This window comes from uncultured Pseudoflavonifractor sp., from assembly GCF_944387805.1.
Lineage (GTDB): Bacteria > Bacillota > Clostridia > Oscillospirales > Oscillospiraceae > Pseudoflavonifractor.
This window is the reverse complement of sequence record NZ_CALXGI010000008.1, coordinates 24,122-45,230: the sequence shown is the minus strand read 5'-3', so window position 1 is coordinate 45,230 and position 21,109 is coordinate 24,122. Positions and strand designations below refer to the sequence as shown.

Below are 21,109 nucleotides of genomic sequence, written 5' to 3'. Positions count from 1 at the left end.
TCCTGATTTCTGCACTGCCTCAAACCGGCGGTTTCCGCCATCACATTTCCTCCTGTTGTTATTCCGCCAGGGTGAAATTGACCAGCACGTCATATTCGCCGCCCAGCACACCCACATTACTGCTGCCGTCTATAATGACTTGGGCCTGAACCGTCTGCCGTCCTGTGGCCAGTTGGGCCTGGGACAAGTCCACTACAATCCGCAGTTGAGACTGGAAGAGCGCATCCACCGCCTCCTCAGGTCCGCGGACAGTCACCAGCCGGGATTCGGTTATCAGTTCCGCATTGTATCCATCCGGCTTATTGATCATCTGGATATTGTCTACGGTAAACTCCCGGGTAGTCAGTTTTGTGTCATCAATGGTGACGGTCACATCCACTGAGCTGATACCGCTCTCATTCGTAAAGTCCTCATTGAGCGTCACCGGGAAGCTGAAGGTCTCCTCGGTATATACCTTGGAGAGGTCAATCTCGCCCAGCACAATCTTGTCATAGGTCTCAAGTTCGTCCTCGGGGCCAGAGATGGTGAGGTACATGACGGCCTCGTGACTGACACCGTAGGTGATATTCACATCGTCCTCTGTTGCGCCGCCGCCGGGAATAATATCAACTGTCACCGGCACCTGCTTGGTCTTTACAATGGGATACTCTACATGGACGGTATCCACATTGGCTGTTACCGTCAAGTCCGTCAGCTCCGTCCCATCTGCGCCCACATACACAAAGGGCAGATCGCCCTCATAGCTCTCGCTCATATTCTCAATGGTGAGGACCACCTTCGCATAGGCCACCTGATTTACCAGCTCCTGCTGCCCGCTGATATTGATGGTACCCGGCGTAATAGTGGGCTTGCCCGCCATATAGTCCTCGGCATAGCTCCCCTTGAACTCCAGCCGGACCGGGATTTCTTTGCTCTCCAGTTCGGAGACCGTGAACTCCACATAGAGATCGGAAACATCGTTATTTACCGTCACATCCAACTGGTTGACATTGATGGGATAACTGGGCTTTACCAGGAGCCGATAGGTGCCAGGCTCTGAAATCTGGGATACATCCACGCTCAGGGTAATGTTCTCACGGTTTAGCTTGGCAAATACATCCGACTTTGCTTCCAGCGCTAATGTCATGGTCTGGTCCGCTCCCTCAGAGATAATCAGGTTGCGAGCCGCCAGTATTTCCGTTCCGGTAAAGGTAATGGGAATATTGGAAATGGAGCGTTCAATTGAGGGGTTGGCCTCTTTTACTACGTAAATCCACAGGACGGAGGCCATCAGAAGAGAGAGCACAACGTAGAGCCATTTACTGTCTTTTATCTTTTTCCACATCGGCCTTCTCCCCTCTCTTTGACTTCAAGATGATATTGATCAGGTTGAATTTGGGCTTATCATTCTCGTCATTCTGGGGCAAAAGCTCATTGCGCAGCAGACGCTCCAGGGTTTCCGGCGCCAGATGGCGTTTCAGCATGCCGCCCACTGCCACAGAAATAGAACCCGTCTCTTCCGAGACAATGGCTACTACTGCGTCCGAGTTTTCGCTGGCTCCAATGCCAGCCCGGTGGCGCATACCCAGATCTCGGGAGAGGTTGACATTTCCGGACAGAGGCAGCATGCAGCCCGCGCCCACAATCCGCCCAGCCCGCACAATCACCGCGCCATCATGAAGGGGCGCCTTGTTCCAGAAGATATTTTTGAGCAGTTCCGCGTTGACCACGCAGTCCAAAGCTGTTCCGGTTTTAATGGCGTCATCCAGCTGGTTCTTACGCTCAAACACCATTAATGCGCCCGTCTTGGTTTTGGACAAGTCCGTATAGGCCAGCACGGTCTGGGTGATGGCGTTCTCCAGCTCACCGGGAGCCTCCTCCCGCACAAATACACTGCCAATGCTGCTGCGGCCCATCTGCTCCAAAAAGCGCCGTATCTCGGGCTGAAATAAAATGACCAGAGCCAGAACGCCATATTCCAGCACCTTGCCCATCAAGTAGCTGAGCATCCTGAGTTGGAAAGCACTGACCAGGACAAAGGCCACTATAACAAGGAGAACCCCCTTCATAACCTGTCCTGAACTGGTACGGCGGACAATCATCAGCAGTTTATAAAAAATAAATGCCATGATAAGGATATCCAGAATATCCGCTATACCGATGGAAGGAAAGGCCATAAAGCTCTCCTGAATCCACTGTATTATCTGTTCCATTCTTCCCTTCACCTGCATTTCAGCCGTCCGGGCATATTCGCTCATGGGCAGGTCAGACTTAGTCTCTTCATACTCTGCCTATTCTAAAGATTATACTTTATTGCTGAGAAAATGGCAATACAACAGAAGTGAATTTTCTATAAATTCCCTAGCCTCACCAAAGGCTCCACATTCCGTGTCATTTTTTCAGCGCAGAACCCGCTATGCTTTGGGACACAAAGCATAGCGGGTTTGTTAACGCGTTCTGTTGTTTTCCGTGCGTGCGGCAATACACCTCACTGCATGGACGAAATGTTCGGTTTCACAAGCGGTATTAAAGGCCGAAAAGCTGGCGCGAATTGTACCAGTTCCCAATGTACCTGCCGAACGGTGAGCCAGCGGGGCGCAGTGTAACCCGGCGCGGACTGCAATTCCCATCTCCCCCAGCGCAGCGCCAGCTTCCTCACAGTCCATCCCACGAATCTGAAAGGACAGCACACCCGCCTGCCCTAAGCCTTTCTCAGCAGCATACACGGTTACCGCAGGAATTCTGACCAAAGCCCGGGCTGCACGCTGGGTAAGCCGCGTCTCATGGGCCAATATATTTTCTGCCCCTGTTCGGGTCACATACCGGATGCCCTCCAAAAGTCCGGCAATGCCTGCGATATTGTGTGTCCCTGCTTCCAGCCGATCAGGCAGAAAGTCTGGCATCTCCTGAAGCGCAGACAAACTACCTGTGCCGCCCTCCAGCAGGGGCTGTGTCTGTGCGCCGCACAGCAGCAGTCCGGTCCCCTGAGGGCCGTACAATCCTTTGTGGCCTGGCATGGCGATAAAGGATGCGCCTAATTCGTCCATCCGTACCCTCAGACAGCCGGCGGACTGGGAAGCATCCAGAATGAACGGCACCCCCCGTTCTCTGCACAGAGCGGCAATCCGATCCACTGGGAGAATATAACCAAACACATTGGACACATGAGTACAAATAACCGCCCGCACCTCGTCAGTCAACAGAGCCTCGAACTGCTGGAATATCTGTTCCGGACAAAACAGCGGCCCGGATGCTACTCTAACCTGCACATCCTGCATACAGTGGAGCGGCCGGGTTACCGCGTTGTGCTCGTAGCCAGAGATAAGAACCGTATCGCCCGGGCGGATCAGAGACTTGATTGCCAGATTGAGTCCGTGGGTAGCATTCATGGTAAACACAACCTGCTCCGGGCTCTCCACTCCAAATAATGCAGCAGCGGCCTGGCGGCAGGCAAAGGCCGTATCTGCCGCCAGCGCCGCTGGGCGATGGCTCCCCCGCCCCGGACTGGCCATGTGGCCCATGGCGTAGGCTGCCGCCCGGGCAACGGACGGCGGCTTCTGCATAGTGGTGGCAGCGCTGTCCAGATAAATCATAGCAGCCGCACCTCTTTATATCCCCCGTCAGCCGCCTGAATAAAGACCCGCTTTGGCGGGAGGCCCACCCGCCCCAGAATTGCCAGCGCGTCTGCCAAATTGCGCTCGGACACCTTTACTGCATGACTGCATCCTTCGCCGGAAACGCTTCTGGGGGAGCGCAGAATATGGGCGGTAATGCCAGCCCGCTCCAGTACTTGGGCTGTCCGCTGGGCATAGGTCAGGGAGCGGCAAATAATTAGGTAGTACACCATCAAACATGACCATTCCTTTCCTGGGGATTTCTCAATAGCCGCAGCCTTACGAGAGGAATGTCACTGATTTAATATTTGTTCTGCTCTGTCCGTGCCGGCACGGCAGGACAAAACGCTCCTCTCACCCCAGTATATGCCGCGCTCTAAGGTCTGGTCACTGAATATAAGAAGAGGCGCCGCCTTTTGACGGCGCCTTCCGCGCTCTTATGTCTCTTCCAACAGGATAACCGCGTGGGCGGCAATCCCCTCCCCACGGCCGGTGAAGCCCAGCCCTTCCTCAGTGGTGGCCTTTACGTTCACCTGGCTTTCAGAGGCGCTCATATGCCGGGCCAAAACTTCCCGCATGGCTGGGATATAACCTGCCAGCTTGGGGCGTTGGGCCAGGATGGTCATATCTGCATTACCAAGTTTGAACCCACCGGCACGTATCCGCTCCATCACCCGGTCCAACAGTACCAGGCTGGAGATCCCCTCATAGGCCGGGTCGTTATCGGGAAACAGCTTTCCAATGTCGCCCAGTGCCGCAGCCCCCAAAAGGGCGTCCATCAATGCGTGGGTCAGCACATCGGCGTCTGAGTGCCCCAGCAGCCCTTTTTCCCACGGAATCTCCACGCCGCCTAAAATCAGCTTTCGCGTTGGCACCAGGCGGTGCACATCATATCCGTGTCCAATCCGCAATCCCGCTCACTCGCTTTCCTCCGCCCGGTCTGTTCGGACAGAATAATATTCCGGTATTCTATGTATCCCGGCTGCGCAGGATGGCCTCCGCCGCCAGCATATCCGCAGGAGTTGTAATCTTGATATTCTCATAGGAACCAGCGGTCAGGTAAACCTTCATGCCAATGCGTTCCACTGCACCGCAATCATCGGTAATAGGCGCACCATCTTCGACAGCCTTATGAAGAGCCCCCACAAGGAGGTCGCTGTCAAACACCTGCGGCGTCTGAATGGCAAAAAGCTGAGACCTGTCCGGCGTCTCAACCACCACTCCGTCCACAGCCCGCTTGATGGTATCCTTTACCGGAACTGCCGGCGCCGCTGCTCCGCACTCTGCCGCCTTCTGGATGGCCGCATCAATCACTTCAGTTGTTACCAGAGGCCGGGCGCCGTCATGAACCGCGATTAGCTCCGCTCGGCTGCTGACCTCTTCCACACCAGCCAAAACAGAATCTGTCCTGGTAGCGCCGCCAACCAGCACCTTTTTCACCTTAGCCAGCGCGCAATCCCGGCACAGCTGCCCCACTGGAACTATCAGATCCTCCCGAGTTACCACTACAATCTCCTGTATCCATTCTGAAGCGCTCAGTGCCTGGAGCGTATGAACCAGGACAGGAACGTCATCTAAAGGCAGCAGAATTTTGTCCTGCCCCTCCATCCGCTGGGATGAGCCCGCCGCTGGTACCACCGCCGCACACCACGGGCGATGAGGCTTCCGCTTTTTTCGCAGCCGTTTAAGCAGTCCCACGCTCTTTCTCCCTTCCGGGTCTGTCTCCCCATCTATTTTTATGACAAGCAAAAGCACAACCTTCCCCCGGACCTTGACGCCCCCGCGTCAGCCGAGGGAAAGTTGTGCTTCCGGCAAACCGCAGATGTTCTGCCCGGCGACAAGGCACATTTCTATCTTTATTATGCCATTGCGCCGTTTATACGCGCCTCCACGTCCTCATAGCTGGCATTCTGGGAGAGGACAATTTCAGAGATCAGAATCTGCTTTGCAGAGTGGAGCATTTTGCGCTCACCAGTAGAGAGTCCATGGTCCACGTCGCGGCGCATCAGCCCCTTGACTACCCGGGCAACTTCCAACAAATCACCGCTCTTCAGGCGCATCATGTTTTCCCGGTAGCGACGGTTCCAGTTCTGGGTCATTTCCACCTCAATATTCGGTATAGCCGCAAGGATTCTGTCTGCCTCGTCCCGCTTACAGACTGGGCGTACGCCGATCTCTTCGCTGTTCTCCGTGGGAACCATGACCAGCATTCCCCCCACAGGCAGCTTGAGAATGTAGTACTCCCGCACCACGCCGTTCACCTTCTTGCGGACAATGCTGTCTACTACACCTGCGCCGTGCATTGGATGGACAATTTTGTCGCCTACCTGAAACATGTTACACCTCCATGTACCCGTTTATACCTCCACTACGTCTTATAATAAATATTATAGTCACTTTTTAAATGCTTTGCAAGGGAACAACGGCAAAATCTGCAATTAGATTGCAAAAAATATGAAAAAAGCAGCCTGTTTTCAAGCGAAAACAGGCTGCTTCTGGCTCGGTATTGCGGGATTATTCTCCGTCAGTGCCGGCGAAGTCGTCAGACACTTCGGTGCCCTCGCTGTCGGAAGTGGCGACCAGAGTGTCAGTGCCATCGGCAGCAGCAGCGGCGGAACGCTGAGCATCCTCCAGCAGAGCACGGATGGACAGGGAAACCTTCTTGCGGTCCATGTCGATGTCGGTGATCTTCACATCCACCATCTGGCCCTCGCTGAGCACATCACCGGGCTTGTCGATGCGGTGATCGGCAATCTGGGAGATGTGGATCAGGCCGTCCACGCCGGGGACAATCTCAGCAAAGGCGCCAAAGGTCATCAGCTTGACAATCTTGACGTTGGCAGTGTCGCCCACGCTGTACTTGCTGGTGAACACAGTCCAGGGATCCTGGCTGCGGTCCTTCATACCCAGAGAGATCTTCTTCTTCTCTTTGTCGAAGGAAATAACGTACACCTCCACGGTGTCGCCCACCTTCACCACCTCAGAGGGGTGCTTGATGCGGCTCCAGGAGAGCTCGGAGATGTGGACCATGCCGTCCACGCCGCCGATATCCACGAAGGCGCCGTAAGAAGTCAGGGACTTCACAGTGCCGGTGTACTTCTTGCCCTCTTCGATGTTCTCCCACACCTCAGCTGCCTTGGCGGCGCGCTCCTCGGCGGTGACAGCACGGATGGAACCCACCACACGGCGGCGGGCACGGTTGACCTCGGTGATGCGGAGACGGACACGCTTCTTCAGCAGCTCGCTCATGGGAGTCTCGCGGGGCAGGCCGGTCTGAGAGGCAGGCACAAATACCCGGACACCCTTGATGTTGACCACAACACCGCCCTTGTTCTCCTCAGTGACAACGCCCTCGACAGTGGTGTGATCCTCACGGGCCTGCTCAATATCGTCCCAGCTCTTGACGGTGTCGAGACGCTTTTTGGACAGGGTGACAACACCCTCCTGATCGTTGACGCGCATAACATAGGTCTCGATCTCGTCGCCCACATGGACCAGATCTTCAACCTTTACAGTGGGATCATCGGTCAGCTCGGACACCGGTATGTAACCGGCGTGCTTGGTACCAAGATCAACATAGATCTCAGTGGGCGTGATGCCAGTGACAACGCCTGTAACCTTCTCCCCTGTATTTAAAGTTTTGATCGATTTCTCCAGCATTTCGGCGAAGGATTCCTCGATCTCCATGTTTTCGTCGCTCATTTTCTCATAGACCTCCTTTATAATCCACCCGGGCGTGGACGCACCCGCGGTGATTCCAATAGAAGCCTTCCCGTACAGGTTGGAAGGTTCCAGATCCTCTGCCCCTTCGATCCAGAGAACCTGAGGACAGAGCGCTGCGCACAGCTCCGCAAGCCGTCTTGTGTTGGAACTTTTACGGTCCCCGATCACAATCATGGCGTCACTTTTAGCAGCCAGAGCCTGGGCTGCTTCCTGGCGCTTGCACGTAGCACTACATATTGTATCAAAAATTTTTAAATTTGTACACTCTTTTTTTGCTTTTTCTACGCACAAATCCCAACTTTTTCTGGCAGCAGTGGTTTGAGAAACCAAAGTAAGGGGCTTTTTCCGATTTTCGGAATCTTTATCCAACCATTTTTCCAGCTCTTCAGCGTCTGCCAGAACCACAGGATGCGCACACCATCCGGCGATTGCGGTGATCTCCGGGTGATTGGGCGTACCGATGATAATAGGCTGCCGCCCGGTCTCCTCCGCCTGGGCCACAATTTTGTGGATACGGGACACATTGGGACAGGTGGCATCCAAAATATCCCCTCTGGCATGCAATGCCTCATAGACGGCCTTGGGTTCTCCGTGGGAACGGACGATTACAGTCGCCCCTTCCGGAACCTCCTCGGGCCGCGACACAATAGTCAGGCCCATAGACTCCAGGCGGCGCACCACACTGTCGTTATGGATCAGACTGCCAAGCATAACGCATCGCTTCCCGGATGCTGCTGCCTGCTCCGCCATCTCCACTGCACGCTTGACTCCATAACAAAAGCCGGCGTGCTCTGCCATTGTCACCCTGCTCATGCGGCCTTGGCTCCCAGGGCGTGGATGCGATCCATTAGTTCCTCCGCAATTTCTTTGTATTCCTCTGCAGTCCCCTTCTTGCTCTCCACATGGGGATAGTAGGGCTCACCGATGACAATATTGGTAAAACGGAACCATTTCTTCTTCTCCGGGATATAGACCGGCACGATAGGCACGCCGGTGCGGACAGCCAGCATGGCCGCGCCGCTCTTGGCCTCGCTCTCATGTCCGTGCTTATCCACGCCGTCCTTCACACGGGTGCCCTCAGGAAACAGCAGGACCTTTTCGCCGTTTTTGAGGTACTTCATGGCAGTTTTAATAGCGCCGACATCGGACTTTCCGCGGTCAACGGCAAATACTCCCGCCTTTTTCAGCAGCCAGCCCAAAACCGGAATGTTCATAAACTCCGACTTGGCCATAGGCCGCAGCTGATATTTCCGCCCTACCGCCATCACCAGGCAGACCGGATCATTAAGACAGGAGTGGTTGGCGCAGAACAGGGCCCCGCCCTGTGGCAGGTTCTCTTTCCCGATGGCCCGGCAGGGATGGCACAGGCTGAAGAAGGGCCAGATGATGGTCCAAAGAATGGAATATACTCTATATATACTTTTCATGCGTCCAGACGCTCCTTAATGGTTTTCAGCAGCACCTCAAAGCTCTCCTCCAGGGAGTTTCCGGTCGTATCCACTGGAATGGCGTCCTCCGCCTTGCGCAGAGGCGCAGCTGCCCGGCGGGTATCCTTCTCATCTCGGGCGACAATTTCAGCGAGCACCGTTTCGTAGTTGCTATCTACTCCCCGCTCTTTCAGTTCAGCGTACCGGCGACGGGCCCGGTCCTCAGAACTGGCAGTGAGAAAGATCTTCACGTCCGCCTCCGGCAGTACCACTGTGCCGATATCCCGGCCGTCCATAATCACATTCTGACGACGAGCCAATTCCCGCTGCATATCCATCAAAAACGCCCGAACTTCAGGTATTGCAGACACCATGGAAGCATAGCGGGAAATCTCAGGCAGGCGGATCTCGTCGCTTACATCCTCGCTGTCCAGATACATATGCTGGAGGCCGTCTGTTCCGTGGCGCAGGTCAATGGACAACCCGGGCAGCATATGGATGACAGCGGCACTGTCGTCCGGAGAAATGCCGTTGCGGTAAGCAGCCAGCCCTACCGTGCGGTAAATAGCCCCTGTATCTACATAGAGGTATCCAAGGGATTTTGCCAGCATTCTGGCCAATGTGCTCTTTCCAGCGCCGGACGGTCCGTCCACCGCAATGCTTTTATACTTCAACCTAAATCTCCTCCCGCCTGTAATACGGCTTCCGCAGCGGACTCCCCCGCCGCATGACCGGTAGACCATGCAATCTGAAGATTAAAGCCGCCGGTATAAGCGTCGGCATCCAGTACCTCGCCGGCGAAGTAAACGCCCTTTACAAGCTTTGACTGCATTGTTCTGGGGTCCACCTCAGTAACTTTGATGCCGCCAGAGGTCACAATGGCCTCCTCTACCGGTCGGGGGCCGGCAATCTCTACGGGAAAGGCCTTCAACAGCTCCAATAGCCGCCGCCGTTCCTCTCGGGTCACGGAGTTGGCCTTTGTCCCGTCTGGGACACCGGTCAGCTCCGCCAGCACAGGCACCATCAGTCGGGGCACCAAACCGTCCAGCACATTGTGAAACGCCCGGTTAGGGTTCTCGCCCAAGTCCCGCAGCAGGCGGGCATCCAAGGTTTTCTCATCCAGGGCCGGCTTCATATCAATCCAGACGGTGTAGTGCTCCTTGTCAAAGTCCCGCATATGGGCGCTGGCGCTGAGAATCAGCGGACCGGAGAGGCCAAAGTGGGTAAACAGCAACTCCCCTTGTTCGTGAAAGAGAACCTTTTTCTTGCTGTTTTTTACCTTAATTGCCACATTCCGCAGGGATAGTCCCTGCATTCTGCGGCACAGGTCTCCTTCAGCCACCAGAGGGACAAGAGAAGGCTTGGCGGGAATGATGGTATGTCCCAGCGCCGCCGCCATCTGATAGCCGTCGCCGGTGGAACCTGTCAGAGGGTATGACACGCCGCCGGTGGCAAGTATAACTGCCTTGCAGTGATACTCCCCCCGCTCGGTTCGCACTTGCAGGCCTGTTCTGGTGGAACAGATGCCGGCGGCCCGCTCCTCCCGGATTTCAACCCCCGCCCTGCGCAGCCCTATCAGCAGGGCGTCAATGATATCTGACGCCTTGTCCGACTGGGGGAATACCCGGTTGCCCCGCTCCGTCTTCAGTGCCGCCCCCAGAGAGGTGAACAGCTCCATCACTGACGCGGGAGGAAAACGGGTCACCGAACTGGTGAGAAACCGGCTGTTATGGGGGATATTCTTCAATACCTCGTCTGGGGAGCAGTTGTTGGTAACGTTACAGCGGCCCTTTCCAGTAATGTACAGCTTGCGTCCCAATTTTTGATTACGTTCCAGCAGAATAACAGACGCACCGCTCCGGGCCGCAGTCAGGGCGGCCATGCATCCTGCTGCGCCGCCTCCTATGACAATGATCTCTGTCTCTATGGTCAAGTTCCCGCGCTCCTATCTGTCCCATCTTCTATTTTTTCATAGACCTCGTACTCGTCCCAGATCTGCTCCAGTTTTCCAAAGGTCTCAGAGAGGTCGTCGTTCTTTTTCCGGCCAACCGCCACAATCAGGGCGTTAACTAGGGAGAGCGGCGCCACCAGAGAGTCCACAAAGGAGGCCATATCGCTCTTGGCCAGCAGGGCGTGGTGGGCAATGGCAGCCAGAGGCGAGGCTTCGCTGTCTGTAATGGCCAGTACCGTGGCCCCCTGCTTCCGGGCAAACTCCATGGCCCGCACGGTCCTCCGGGAGTACCGCGGAAAGCTGGCGCCGATAATCACATCCCCCTCCCCCACTCGCAGGAGCTGCTCAAAAAGCTCGCTGGCGGCAGAGGTGTGTACCACAACCACATTGTCAAAAATCAGGTTAAAATAGAACCCGAGAAAGCTGCTGATGGCCGACGCAGAGCGAATGCCCATAATATAGATCCGCCGGGCCGCCACGATAGCGTCCACGGAGGCGGTAAAGGCCTCACGGTTGGTCTCCTCCATAGTCAGCCGAATTTTCTCCATGTCCGCCTGCATTACCATGGAGAGAATATCATGATCCCCGATCCGGTCGTTGGATACCTCAATCCGCTGGATGCTGGTCAGCTTGTTGCGAATCATCTCCTGGAGGGCCTTCTGCATGGCGGGGTACCCGTCATACCCCAATTCTGCGGCAAAGCGAACCACTGTGGATTCGCTGACATTCACTGTTTTGCCCAGCTTGCTGGCTGTCATAAAAGCGGCCTTGTCGTAGGACTCCAAAATAAAGTTGGCAATGAGCTTTTGCCCCTTGGAGAAGGTGCTCATATTGGACTGAATAGATGCTAAAACATCTCTCGGCATGGATGGGACCTCCCGCGTTCGCGCAATGATACCGCTGCATCCGGCATCACATTATTTTGTTGCGCAGATAGTAGCCGAAGCAGCGCCTTGTGCAGGGCAGAGACTCATTTGTACACAAGGCATGCGGCAAAATACCGCGCATCAGCTGTGCGCCTGGGCTGATGCGCGGGCAAGCCGCACTGCGGCTCACGGTAAAGCGGACATTGTCTGTCAGCAGGTCTTCAGGAAAAATTATGCGGCTTAACGCCGCACGAATAGTGGGTGTAAAATACCTCAACGATACTATGATAGCGGTTAGCGGGGAGAAAATCAACTGTCTTTTCCTGTACAGCCTGCGTGTTGTTCCTCCTGAAGCGCCAGCCGGATCTCCTCCTCCGTCAGCAGCCTCCACGCTCCAGGCCGCAATCCCCTCAATACGAGCCCACCCTCGCGGACCCGTTTGAGACGCTTTACCTCCAGTCCTGCCAGGGCGCACATCCTGCGCACCTGCCGGTTGCGTCCTTCGTGGATGACCACAGATAGCCGGGCGCGGTTGTCCCCTTCCCTGCTCAGTACGCTAACTTTGGCGGCTGAGAGCGGTACGCCGTCCAGCTTCATAGGGCTGGACAGCACGGGGAGTGCGCTGTCCACATCTCCCGATACAGTCACCAGGTATTCTTTTTCCACCTGGTGGCTGGGGTGTATCATCCGCTGGGTAAAATCCCCGTCATCCGTCATCAGAAGCAGGCCCTCAGAGTCCAGATCCAGCCGCCCTACGGGCCAGACTCGGGCGCCGCATCCGGACACCAGCTGGGCCACGGTTCTGCGTCCCCGCTCATCTGAGAGGGTGGTCACATAGCCCCTGGGTTTGTACAGCATCAGATATGTATAGGTTGACACCGGGCGGACGGTTTTCCCGTCCAGCTGGATGTCATCCCGCTCAGGATCTGCTTTTTCTCCCAACATGGCGGTACGGCCGTTGACCGTCACCCTGCCCGCTGTGAGGTACTCCTCCGCCCGCCGGCGGGAGGCCAGGCCGGCGGCGGATAAAATCTTCTGAATTCTCTCTTCCATGTCTGCCTCCGTATCTCGTCAGCGCCACTGGCGCTGGCTGTACGAGTTTAATATCTGGGGATAAAATGCTGCCTTTATGCCGCTGTGCCTGCCCCGGAAAAAGGAAAGAATCCGCTCCAGAATGCTCTGGGAATGGACCGTGTCACACGCCACACTGTGGGAATAGACCAGGTAGGTGCTGCCCACCTCTTTCCCGTCTACATAGTAGGTCAGGCTTCCGGCAATATCGCCTTCTTCTACTGGAGCCTCCACCACATCCGGCAGCTCAATCTTGGCGGTGACCCGTTCGTGCTCCGCCAGTGGATAGCAAACGTTCCGCTCGACCTGGACCGGAACAAACCGGACTAAACTCCCCTTAACGGGCAGCACACGAAAATCATGTCCGGCGGACGCCAGTAAAACAGCAGGCCACTGGGAGAACCCGTAGTCAAACATAGCCGCGTGGTCTGACCAGTCGTTGGGCGCGTTGAGCGTGACTGCAATGAGCCGCTGCCCGCCGCGCTCTGCACAGGAGACCAGAGTTCTGCCTGCCGCATCGGTATAGCCGGTCTTCATGCCCACGCATCCCTCGTACCGCCAGAGCAGCTTATTATGGTTGGTCATGGTTCGTCCCGCCAATGTGATTGACTTTGTACCCACAATCTCCGCCAAGTCAGGCTGTTCCATAACCACAATGGCCAGCTTGGCCATGTCCGCCGCGCTGGAATAGTGTCCCTCTGCCGGCAGGCCGTTGGGGTTGACAAAGTGGGTGTGCTCCATGCCAAGTTCCTGAGCCCGCAGATTCATCCACTCCACAAAGGTGTCTGTGTCTCCGGCGCAGAAGCCTGCAATGGCAAGGGCAGCGTCATTGCCCGACACCAGCAGGAGGCCATACAACAGCTCCCGCAGTGTCAGCTGCTCCCCTTCCCGCAGGTACATGGAGGACCCCTCCGCCAAAGTCCACTCCTTCTGAATGGTCACGATTCTGTCCAGGTCGGAGGTAGACTCTGCCGCCACCAGGGCGGTCATCAGCTTGGTAATGCTGGCAATGGCCCGCTCCTCATCGGCGTTCTTCGCCATCAGCACGCGGCCGCTCTCCGCATCCACCAGAATGGCACATGAGGCCGAGACGTCCGGCTCTCCGGCTGCTCCAGCGGACAACGGAAACCAGGTCAGGCACAGCACAGCGGCCGCAGCCGCAGCAAAAACACGCTTCATGCAGCATCACCTCAGAGCGCCTGTCAGCCGCACTGCACAGGCGCAAGTTGATGCTAGTATGGACCAAAGCCCGCCGAACCATACCCAGAATCAGAAGGATTCTTCCTCTGCCTTTTTCTCCTGCTGTTTTTCAATAAAGCCGGTCACCTTGTCGATGACCTCGGGCACCATCTCTACCACGCGGTCCACTGTGGTTCCAGGCGGAGGGGCAATGGGCAGCATACGCACCGTATCCCCTTTGACAATGAGGAAGGCAATGGGCATAATGTTCACGCCGGCGCCGCTGCCGCCGCCAAAAGCGTTATCCGCATCGGGCTTCTGGTTCTTGGTGGTAAAATCGCTGCCGCCGGAGGCAAAGCCGAAGCTCACCTTGGACACTGGAATAATGGTCACGTCTCCCGCCTCAATGGGCTTTCCTACGATGGTGTTCACATCTACCATCTCGCGGATCTTCTGCATAGTGGTGCTCATCAGGTCGCCGATAGGATGCTGCTTGTTTTCCATAGTCAGACCGCCTCTTTCTTTGTTTGCTCTTGATTCTGTCCGGACCACAGTTTCAGAAATTTTATTCCCAACGTCAGGGCCAGTACGACCGCCTGCCCCAGCCGCATGGAGAAGGCCCCGTATAGATAGGCCTCCGGCTCGGACAGCTTGAAGTCCACCTTTGTCCTGACGCGTCGTTCCCCAATATTGAAATTATTCTCCAGCAATGGCCAAATCATACCGATTGCCGCGTTTACACCTCCAAAGGCCAGGGCTGCCATGGCCGGGTCGGGTGCTGCCGCCGTCACATCCAGCAGAAGCTTGTCCACCCGCACCTTGCGCCGCAGCTGACCCGCTGCGTCTGCCACCAACGGGAGCATTGCCTTCAGCGTGGAAAGCTGTCCGCCCGGTCTTGGAGCCGGCTGCTCCTCCGTGGGCTTTGTGCCTTTCTTTCGCCGCTTTTCTGCCCTTGTCTCCTCTGCTTTACTTTTATGCTTTGGCTTAGGCGGATACACCCTGATGCACAGCGGCCCCGCACGCAGGTGGACCAGCGTACCGGAACGGCTGTACTCCACTGTACCGCCCACTGGAATGAGAGAGAGGAGCACCAGCGCGGCGGCGATTGCCCCCAGGACAATCCATACCGTCATGCACTCACGCCTCCGTCCCTTCTCCGCCGGGTCCTTCACCCTCCGGCTGGGCTGCTGCAGCCTCCTGCTCCGCCTTCAGCCGCTCCAGGTTGGCCTGCATTTCCATGGTGATCTGTCCGTCCTCCGGGCTGGCGCTGGGGAGCTCAGGCAGATCTTCCAGACTGCTCAGGCCAAAGGACCGCAGAAAGGTCTGGGTGGTGCGGTAGAGAATGGGCCTGCCGGGCACGGACAGGCGGCCGCACTCCTCAATCAGATCCCGCTCCAGCAGCAGACCCACAGTATAGGCGCTGTCAACACCGCGGAGCTGGTCCACGTAGGCTCTGGTGGTGGGCTGATAATAGGCTATAATGGCCAGTACCTCCAGGGCAGGCTGGGACAGACGGGCGGGCCGCCGGCTCTCAAAGGCGCGGCGGATGCAGTCGGCATACTCCGGAGCAGAGCAGAGCTGATAGCTGTTCTCCAGCCGCAGCAGGCGCACACCCCGCCGCTCATAGCTGTAATAATCGGCCAGGCGCTGGCAGACGGCGTCCACGGTGGCACGGTCCAGATCCAGCGCCATGCACAGCCGCTCCACTCCTACCGGGTCACCGGCGGCAAAGAGGATCCCCTCAATGGCGGACTCTATCTCCTTCACTTCCATGCGCAGCCCTCCGTATATTGTCAGTTCACATCCGTAGTAAATTCAAAATCCTCCGCCGCATCGTCGGTACAAGTCACCGTACAGTCAGTCTCCGTACCTGCCAGCCGCACCCGCCTGGCCCGGCACAGCTCCAGTACGGCGATAAATGTGGCTACAATTTCGCTGCGGCTGCGGTTTCCCTTGAACAGCGCCCGGAACCGAGTCACGCCAAAGCGAATGAGCTGCCGCAGAATCTCCCCCGCCTTCTCTGCAACCGGGTAGGGTTCTCTGCCCACAATTCCCTCAAAGGCGGCTATGGGCGGCGGAAGCCGGTTGCCCGACCGCTCCAGCACCGCCGCCATGGCCCGGCGCAAATCCTCTCCCTTGTGGACATAGCGGTATACCCTGTTGGAAGGAATGGCCTCGGGCGTTTTGGTAATGTAGTCCCGTCCTACCTCATTGCGGTCGGCCAGGGCAGGAATTACTGCCTTGATACGGTTAAAGTTCTCGTGGCGCTGGTGCTCCTCCAGAGAGGCGATGAGCTGCTCCATCTCGGAGAGCGCCTCCTCGTCGTGGATGGAGAGGAGCATTCTGGTTTTGATAAACACCAACTGGGCCGCCATGGCCACAAACTCGCTGGCCACCTCCAAGTCCATCTCCTTGCGCTTGTTCATCCAGTCCATGTATTGATCCAGAATCACCGCAATCTGAATGTCCTTGATCTCCATCTTATTCTTGGCCAGCAGGCTGAGGATCAGGTCCAAGGGTCCGATAAAGTCTTCCATGTCCTCGGCCTTGACTTTGACCACTTTTTCCAAATGAAAAATCGGCGTCTCTATGTCACTCACCCCAGAAAGTCCAGAATCTGCGAGCCCACCACCAGCACTTCCCAGGGCAGCCCGGTGATTCGGCACAGGAATTTCAGTACGCCGTTGATGCAGAAGGACAGCGGCCCGTCCAGCACATTGAAGAACACCAGTGCAATGACGGCGATCATGATATACCGCTCATAGCGCAGAATCGTGTAATATACCCGATCAGGCAGGAAAGAGAAAAGCACCTTGGAGCCGTCCAGGGGAGATATGGGAATCAGGTTAAACAACCCCAATCCCACACTCAGAATAGCCACATTACACAGAAAATAAAACACAATCAGCAGCACTACACTGTCTGTAGGCAGCAGCAGGCGGTACATCAGGGAGCAGATCAGCATGGTTACAATCGCCATCAGGAAGTTGGAGACGGGCCCCGCCAGAGCGGTAATCGCCATGCCCTGTTTCGGATTTTTAAAATAGCGCATATCCACCGGAACCGGCTTTGCCCAGCCTACACCCACAAAGAGCATCATCAGGAAGCCGATAACGTCCAGGTGCTTGATAGGGTTGAGAGTAAGCCGCCCCATCTGCTTGGCGGTGGGGTCGCCTAAGCGGTAGGCCACATAGCCGTGGGAGAGTTCATGGAAGGTAATGCACACCAACGCGGCCACTGCACTCACCAACAGCGAAACCAGGCCCATCCAGTTCATATTTGATATGTAGTCCATTACTCTGTGCACAAAAAAATCCCCTTTCGGAGGTGCGGGCTGTCCCGCGCTTCTGGAAACGCTTCAGACCGGTATATGGAATTCATCGTAGAGAAAATATTATACCAAAGATAAAAGAAAAACACAAGAAAAAGCCCTGTCATTGCGCCTTTTTCAAGTTTTTTCCGGATGCCCCTCGTGTGAAAAGGGCCGGCCCGGAGACAAGTGCCTGGTCTCCGGGCCGGCCGCTCTTTACCGGATATAGGTCCTCAGAACGCCAATCCCCTCAATCTCTACCTCCACCACGTCGCCGGGCTTCATGGCTCCGATGCCGGCAGGAGTCCCGGTGGTCACCACATCGCCGGGCTCCAGGGTCATGGATGCAGTGATGAACTCCATCAGCGCCGGGATTTTGGTCATAAACAGAGACGTGCGGGAGCTCTGCACCGTTTTGCCGTTGAGGCGGGTCTCGATTTTCAGGTCAGAGCCATCCACCTCGTCAGTCACAAGAGGGCCAATGGGAGCAAAGCCGTCCATGCTCTTGCCCCGGCTCCACTGGCCGTCCGACTTCTGTACATCCCGGGCGGTTACGTCGTTAAGGCAGGTATAGCCCAGGATATAGTCGGCGTAATCTGCAGCATTCACGTTTTTGGCCCGCTTCTTCACCACAAAAGCCAGTTCGCCTTCGTAGTCCAGCCGCTCCACGAAGTCAGGCGCAGATACCTCGCCCTCAGGGCGGTTAACCGTATTGGGGGCCTTGATGAAGAGGATGGGCCGATCGGGCACACCCTCCCCCATCTCCATAGCGTGGTCATAGTAGTTCTTGCCCACGCAGACGATCTTGGTGGGTTCACAGGGCGCCAGCAGGCGGCACCGGTCCAGGGGCAAACGTCCGCCATCAAAGTCCAGTTCCTCATAGGGTGCTTTCTCCAGAGTGAGAACCTCATCACCCTCCAGAACACCCCAAATTGCCTTTTCATCCCGTTCAATCCGTACCAGCTTCATTCCAATTCCCCCATGCTTTTCAGGATCTCACCCAGAAGCTCTTGCCGTCCGTCTCCCTTCTCTGCCGAAAAGGAAATTACCTTTACATCATGAGAGAGTGCAAGCGTTTCCCGGATGCGGGCAAGATTAGGCTCAATCTCGCTCTTGCGGAGCTTGTCAAGCTTGTTGGCCACCACCAGAAAGGGTTTCCCACTCTGCTTGAACCACTCGGCCATGGTGCAGTCGTTCGCCGTGGGCTTGTGGCGGGCATCCACCACCATGATACCTAAGGTCATCAGGGTATTATCTGCGAACCAACTTTCAATCAGCCGTCCCCAGCGGTCCCGTTCCGCCTGGGACACCTTAGCGTAGCCGTAACCCGGCAGGTCCACCAAATAGAGCTTCTCATCAATGAGAAAATAGTTAATATGCGTCGTTTTGCCAGGAGCCGCACCTACCCGGGCCAGGTTTTTCCGCAGCAAAATCTTATTAATCACCGAAGATTTGCCCACATTAGACCGGCCCGCAAAGACTACCTGGGGCAGCCCGTCCCGGGGAAAATCCGCTGCCTTGGCGGCAGAACGAACAAATTCTGCCCGCTGCAAATTCAAAGCCATGGAGCCATCCCCCCCTTACTGTGTGATACGGACATCGTTGTCCGTGCGGCAGGGCTTCGTCAGCGGAGCCGCCGGGGTCACTTCCCCACCCACGCACGCCTGACACAAGGCTTCAGCCAGGGCCTGGTCAGCTTCTTCAACAGGGACAAAGTGCAGCGCAGACCGGACGGCCTGGTCAATCTCCTCCAGATCCTTCACATTGTCCGCTGGAATCAGCACGGTGCGAATGCCATTGCGCAGGGCGGCCATGGTTTTCTCCTTCAGGCCGCCGATGGCCAAAGCTCTCCCCCGTAAAGTAATTTCACCTGTCATAGCTACGTCCTGTTTGACCGGAGCTCCGGTCAAGGCGGAGACCATCGCTACCGTGATAGCAATACCTGCAGAGGGACCATCCTTGGGAACCGCACCCTCAGGAAAATGGACATGGATGTCCTTTGTCTTGTAGAAATCAGCTTCAATGCCCAAACGGGCGGCCCGGCTGCGAATATAAGTGAGTGCCGCATGAGCGGACTCCTTCATCACATCTCCCAGATTGCCAGTCAGCTCAATCTTACCGCTGCCGGGAACCACATTGGCCTCTACTTCCAGCAGTTCACCGCCTACCTGGGTCCAGGCCAAGCCGTTAACCACGCCTACCAGTGCCTGAGCGGGACGCTTTTCCGGCTGATAGCGGCGGACGCCCAGCATCTGTTCCAAGCCGTCTCCTGTAACTCTTACGGACTTTACACCATCTGTTACTATATGCATTGCCGCCTTGCGGCACACGGCAGCCAGCTGCCGCTCCAGCACGCGCACGCCGGACTCACGGGTATACCCGGAAATAATCTCCCGGATGGCGTCATCAGTGATGCGCAGCTGGCCGCGCTTCAACCCGTGGCGCTTAAGCTCCTTGGGCAGCAGGTGACGTTTGGCAATCTGAAGCTTCTCTTCGTCGGTATAGCTGGTCAGTTCGATGACCTCCATACGGTCCAGCAGAGGCCTGGGAATCGTTTCCGTCGTATTGGCAGTGGTGATAAAGAGCACGTCGGACAGGTCAAACGGCAGTTCCAGGAAATTATCCCGGAAGGTGCTGTTCTGTTCCCCATCCAGCACTTCCAGCAATGCCGAAGAAGGATCTCCATGGATATCGGAAGCCAGCTTGTCTATCTCGTCCAAAAGCAGTAAAGGATTATTACTTCCCGCCTGTTTGATGGCGGAAATGATACGTCCGGGCATAGCGCCCACATAAGTCTTGCGGTGGCCGCGGATTTCTGCCTCGTCATGGACGCCGCCCAGGGAGATACGGGCCAGCTTCCGGTTGGTGGCTCTGGCCACAGACATGGCAATAGATGTCTTTCCCACACCCGGAGGTCCCACCAGGCAGAGCACCTGCCCTTTCAGCTCGGGAGCCAACTGCTTGACAGCCAGGAATTCCAGAATCCGCTCCTTCACCTTTTCCAGCCCGAAGTGCTCTCCGTCCAGTACCTTCCGGGCGGCAGCCACATCCACCCGCTCCTTGGTCTTCTTGTTCCAGGGCAGCTCCAGGCATACGTCTAAATAGTTGCGCAGTACAGTGGCCTCAGCTGAGCCGAAGGGCTGCTTCTCCAGCCGTCCCAGCTCCTTGGTCAGCTTCTCCTCTACCTCGGAGGGCAGCTTGGCGCGGGCAATTCTCTGCCGGTACTCCTCAATCTCGCTGTCAGCGTCAGCATCTTCACCCAGCTCCTGGCGAATGACTTTCAGCTGCTCCCGCAGCACATAGTCCCTCTGACTCCTGCTTAGGCCTTCCCGCACCTTGTTCTGCATGGACTGCTCCAGCTCCAGAATCTCCACCTCCCGGCGGAGCATCTGCTGCAGCTTTTCCAACCGGCGGACAGGGCGAAGCTCCTCCAGGACGACCTGCTTGTCCTCTGCCCGCATCACAATGTTCTGCGCAATATAGTCGGCAATATAGCCGGGGTCATCGCTGGCCATCACGCTCAGCAGCACATCCGGGGTCATTCTGGGTGCCAGCTCGGTATAGGCCTCAAACAAATCGTATGTTTGACGGATGAGCGCTTCAGTCCTGGGGGAATTCTTCACCGTCGCCCCCACCTCAATTTCTCCCACTTGGGCCTGGAGATAAGGCGCAGTCTGGAGCAGTGCCTCCAGGCGCCCCCGGGACACACCCTCCACCATAACGCGCACATTATCTCCCGGCAGGCGCAGAATCTGCCGCACCGTGGACACAGTTCCGATATTGTACAGATCCTCTTGCCGAGGGCTCTCCACCATCAGCTCCCGCTGGGCTACCAGGAAGATAGGCCGGCTGTTGGTCATGGCCTCATCCAGTGCCTTAATGGAAGCCTCCCGGCTCACATCAAAGTGCAGGAGCATATTAGGGAAAATGGTCAGGCCTCTCAGTGCCAAAACGGGCATGATGGTGGATATCTTCTCTTCAGACATAGA

Annotated in this window: 22 protein-coding genes; all 22 read right to left on the bottom strand. The window is 56.5% G+C overall.

Annotation, left to right across the window (positions count from 1 at the left end; translation table 11 throughout):
• Nucleotides 1-58 precede the first annotated feature (58 nt).
• Nucleotides 59-1,324 (bottom strand): CdaR family protein, encoded by a 1,266-nt coding sequence (locus Q0K06_RS03815; protein ID WP_294548805.1) that lies wholly within the window; start codon nucleotides 1,322-1,324, stop codon nucleotides 59-61.
• Nucleotides 1,299-2,192: a diadenylate cyclase CdaA gene (gene cdaA / locus Q0K06_RS03810; protein WP_294548802.1), complete on the bottom strand. Its 894-nt coding sequence runs from the start codon at nucleotides 2,190-2,192 to the stop codon at nucleotides 1,299-1,301. The genes Q0K06_RS03815 and cdaA overlap by 26 nt, the downstream gene beginning before the upstream one ends.
• A 234-nt stretch (nucleotides 2,193-2,426) precedes the next feature.
• Nucleotides 2,427-3,572: an aminotransferase class V-fold PLP-dependent enzyme gene (locus Q0K06_RS03805; protein WP_294548800.1), complete on the bottom strand. Its 1,146-nt coding sequence runs from the start codon at nucleotides 3,570-3,572 to the stop codon at nucleotides 2,427-2,429.
• Entirely contained in the window at nucleotides 3,569-3,826 is a 258-nt protein-coding gene (locus Q0K06_RS03800; RefSeq protein WP_294548865.1) for a DUF3343 domain-containing protein, read from the bottom strand. The genes Q0K06_RS03805 and Q0K06_RS03800 overlap by 4 nt, the downstream gene beginning before the upstream one ends.
• Nucleotides 3,827-4,030: 204 nt before the next feature.
• Nucleotides 4,031-4,468 carry a 2-C-methyl-D-erythritol 2,4-cyclodiphosphate synthase gene (ispF, locus tag Q0K06_RS03795; protein ID WP_365924555.1) on the bottom strand — a complete coding sequence of 146 codons (438 nt, stop codon included), beginning with the start codon at nucleotides 4,466-4,468 and terminating at the stop codon, nucleotides 4,031-4,033.
• Nucleotides 4,469-4,562: 94 nt separating this feature from the next.
• Nucleotides 4,563-5,201 (bottom strand): 2-C-methyl-D-erythritol 4-phosphate cytidylyltransferase, encoded by a 639-nt coding sequence (ispD, locus tag Q0K06_RS03790; protein WP_294548862.1) that lies wholly within the window; start codon nucleotides 5,199-5,201, stop codon nucleotides 4,563-4,565.
• Between the two features lie 251 nt (nucleotides 5,202-5,452).
• The gene (locus Q0K06_RS03785) at nucleotides 5,453-5,929 is read right to left on the bottom strand and encodes a CarD family transcriptional regulator (protein WP_294548794.1); all 477 of its coding nucleotides are present in this window, start codon (nucleotides 5,927-5,929) and stop codon (nucleotides 5,453-5,455) included.
• A 178-nt stretch (nucleotides 5,930-6,107) separates the two neighbouring features.
• Entirely contained in the window at nucleotides 6,108-8,129 is a 2,022-nt protein-coding gene (locus Q0K06_RS03780; RefSeq protein ID WP_294548791.1) for a bifunctional 4-hydroxy-3-methylbut-2-enyl diphosphate reductase/30S ribosomal protein S1, read from the bottom strand.
• Nucleotides 8,126-8,743 (bottom strand): lysophospholipid acyltransferase family protein, encoded by a 618-nt coding sequence (locus Q0K06_RS03775; protein ID WP_294548788.1) that lies wholly within the window; start codon nucleotides 8,741-8,743, stop codon nucleotides 8,126-8,128. Before Q0K06_RS03775 ends, Q0K06_RS03780 begins: the two co-directional genes overlap by 4 nt.
• Entirely contained in the window at nucleotides 8,740-9,417 is a 678-nt protein-coding gene (gene cmk / locus Q0K06_RS03770) for a (d)CMP kinase (protein WP_294548785.1), read from the bottom strand. The genes Q0K06_RS03775 and cmk overlap by 4 nt, the downstream gene beginning before the upstream one ends.
• Nucleotides 9,414-10,676 (bottom strand): NAD(P)/FAD-dependent oxidoreductase, encoded by a 1,263-nt coding sequence (locus Q0K06_RS03765; protein ID WP_294548782.1) that lies wholly within the window; start codon nucleotides 10,674-10,676, stop codon nucleotides 9,414-9,416. Before Q0K06_RS03765 ends, cmk begins: the two co-directional genes overlap by 4 nt.
• Nucleotides 10,673-11,560: a MurR/RpiR family transcriptional regulator gene (locus Q0K06_RS03760; RefSeq protein WP_294548779.1), complete on the bottom strand. Its 888-nt coding sequence runs from the start codon at nucleotides 11,558-11,560 to the stop codon at nucleotides 10,673-10,675. Before Q0K06_RS03760 ends, Q0K06_RS03765 begins: the two co-directional genes overlap by 4 nt.
• Nucleotides 11,561-11,869: 309 nt before the next feature.
• A complete protein-coding gene (locus Q0K06_RS03755; protein ID WP_294548777.1) occupies nucleotides 11,870-12,613 on the bottom strand; it encodes a pseudouridine synthase in 744 nt (247 codons plus the stop codon).
• An 18-nt stretch (nucleotides 12,614-12,631) separates the two neighbouring features.
• Nucleotides 12,632-13,810 (bottom strand): D-alanyl-D-alanine carboxypeptidase family protein, encoded by a 1,179-nt coding sequence (locus Q0K06_RS03750; protein ID WP_294548775.1) that lies wholly within the window; start codon nucleotides 13,808-13,810, stop codon nucleotides 12,632-12,634.
• A gap of 90 nt (nucleotides 13,811-13,900) precedes the next feature.
• Nucleotides 13,901-14,314: a GerW family sporulation protein gene (gene ytfJ, locus Q0K06_RS03745; protein ID WP_294548772.1), complete on the bottom strand. Its 414-nt coding sequence runs from the start codon at nucleotides 14,312-14,314 to the stop codon at nucleotides 13,901-13,903.
• A 2-nt stretch (nucleotides 14,315-14,316) separates the two neighbouring features.
• Entirely contained in the window at nucleotides 14,317-14,943 is a 627-nt protein-coding gene (locus Q0K06_RS03740) for a DUF2953 domain-containing protein (protein WP_294548770.1), read from the bottom strand.
• A gap of 4 nt (nucleotides 14,944-14,947) precedes the next feature.
• Complete coding sequence (gene scpB, locus Q0K06_RS03735; RefSeq protein ID WP_294548768.1) at nucleotides 14,948-15,583, bottom strand: SMC-Scp complex subunit ScpB; 636 nt, start codon at nucleotides 15,581-15,583, stop codon at nucleotides 14,948-14,950.
• A 20-nt stretch (nucleotides 15,584-15,603) separates the two neighbouring features.
• Entirely contained in the window at nucleotides 15,604-16,347 is a 744-nt protein-coding gene (locus tag Q0K06_RS03730; RefSeq protein ID WP_294548766.1) for a segregation/condensation protein A, read from the bottom strand.
• A gap of 59 nt (nucleotides 16,348-16,406) precedes the next feature.
• A complete protein-coding gene (locus Q0K06_RS03725) occupies nucleotides 16,407-17,117 on the bottom strand; it encodes a site-2 protease family protein (RefSeq protein WP_294548763.1) in 711 nt (236 codons plus the stop codon).
• A gap of 219 nt (nucleotides 17,118-17,336) precedes the next feature.
• Complete coding sequence (locus Q0K06_RS03720; RefSeq protein ID WP_294548761.1) at nucleotides 17,337-18,089, bottom strand: fumarylacetoacetate hydrolase family protein; 753 nt, start codon at nucleotides 18,087-18,089, stop codon at nucleotides 17,337-17,339.
• Nucleotides 18,086-18,685: a ribosome biogenesis GTP-binding protein YihA/YsxC gene (yihA, locus tag Q0K06_RS03715; RefSeq protein ID WP_294548758.1), complete on the bottom strand. Its 600-nt coding sequence runs from the start codon at nucleotides 18,683-18,685 to the stop codon at nucleotides 18,086-18,088. Before yihA ends, Q0K06_RS03720 begins: the two co-directional genes overlap by 4 nt.
• Before the next feature lie 15 nt (nucleotides 18,686-18,700).
• Complete coding sequence (gene lon / locus Q0K06_RS03710; RefSeq protein WP_294548756.1) at nucleotides 18,701-21,106, bottom strand: endopeptidase La; 2,406 nt, start codon at nucleotides 21,104-21,106, stop codon at nucleotides 18,701-18,703.
• Nucleotides 21,107-21,109 lie beyond the last annotated feature (3 nt).

Bases quoted from the DNA above. Each gene is read 5' to 3' on its own strand.
- Q0K06_RS03755 (WP_294548777.1), bottom strand. From the start codon at position 12,613: ATGGAAGAGAGAATTCAGAAGATTTTATCCGCCGCCGGCCTGGCCTCC.
- Q0K06_RS03775 (WP_294548788.1), bottom strand. From the start codon at position 8,743: ATGAAAAGTATATATAGAGTATATTCCATTCTTTGGACCATCATCTGG.
- Q0K06_RS03760 (WP_294548779.1), bottom strand. From the start codon at position 11,560: ATGCCGAGAGATGTTTTAGCATCTATTCAGTCCAATATGAGCACCTTC.
- ytfJ (WP_294548772.1), bottom strand. From the start codon at position 14,314: ATGGAAAACAAGCAGCATCCTATCGGCGACCTGATGAGCACCACTATG.
- Q0K06_RS03750 (WP_294548775.1), bottom strand. From the start codon at position 13,810: ATGAAGCGTGTTTTTGCTGCGGCTGCGGCCGCTGTGCTGTGCCTGACC.
- scpB (WP_294548768.1), bottom strand. From the start codon at position 15,583: ATGGAAGTGAAGGAGATAGAGTCCGCCATTGAGGGGATCCTCTTTGCC.
- Q0K06_RS03815 (WP_294548805.1), bottom strand. From the start codon at position 1,324: ATGTGGAAAAAGATAAAAGACAGTAAATGGCTCTACGTTGTGCTCTCT.
- Q0K06_RS03785 (WP_294548794.1), bottom strand. From the start codon at position 5,929: ATGTTTCAGGTAGGCGACAAAATTGTCCATCCAATGCACGGCGCAGGT.
- lon (WP_294548756.1), bottom strand. From the start codon at position 21,106: ATGTCTGAAGAGAAGATATCCACCATCATGCCCGTTTTGGCACTGAGA.
- Q0K06_RS03720 (WP_294548761.1), bottom strand. From the start codon at position 18,089: ATGAAGCTGGTACGGATTGAACGGGATGAAAAGGCAATTTGGGGTGTT.
- Q0K06_RS03780 (WP_294548791.1), bottom strand. From the start codon at position 8,129: ATGAGCAGGGTGACAATGGCAGAGCACGCCGGCTTTTGTTATGGAGTC.
- Q0K06_RS03800 (WP_294548865.1), bottom strand. From the start codon at position 3,826: ATGGTGTACTACCTAATTATTTGCCGCTCCCTGACCTATGCCCAGCGG.
- Q0K06_RS03805 (WP_294548800.1), bottom strand. From the start codon at position 3,572: ATGATTTATCTGGACAGCGCTGCCACCACTATGCAGAAGCCGCCGTCC.
- Q0K06_RS03730 (WP_294548766.1), bottom strand. From the start codon at position 16,347: ATGGAAGACTTTATCGGACCCTTGGACCTGATCCTCAGCCTGCTGGCC.
- cdaA (WP_294548802.1), bottom strand. From the start codon at position 2,192: ATGGAACAGATAATACAGTGGATTCAGGAGAGCTTTATGGCCTTTCCT.
- ispD (WP_294548862.1), bottom strand. From the start codon at position 5,201: ATGGAGGGGCAGGACAAAATTCTGCTGCCTTTAGATGACGTTCCTGTC.
- yihA (WP_294548758.1), bottom strand. From the start codon at position 18,685: ATGGCTTTGAATTTGCAGCGGGCAGAATTTGTTCGTTCTGCCGCCAAG.
- Q0K06_RS03740 (WP_294548770.1), bottom strand. From the start codon at position 14,943: ATGACGGTATGGATTGTCCTGGGGGCAATCGCCGCCGCGCTGGTGCTC.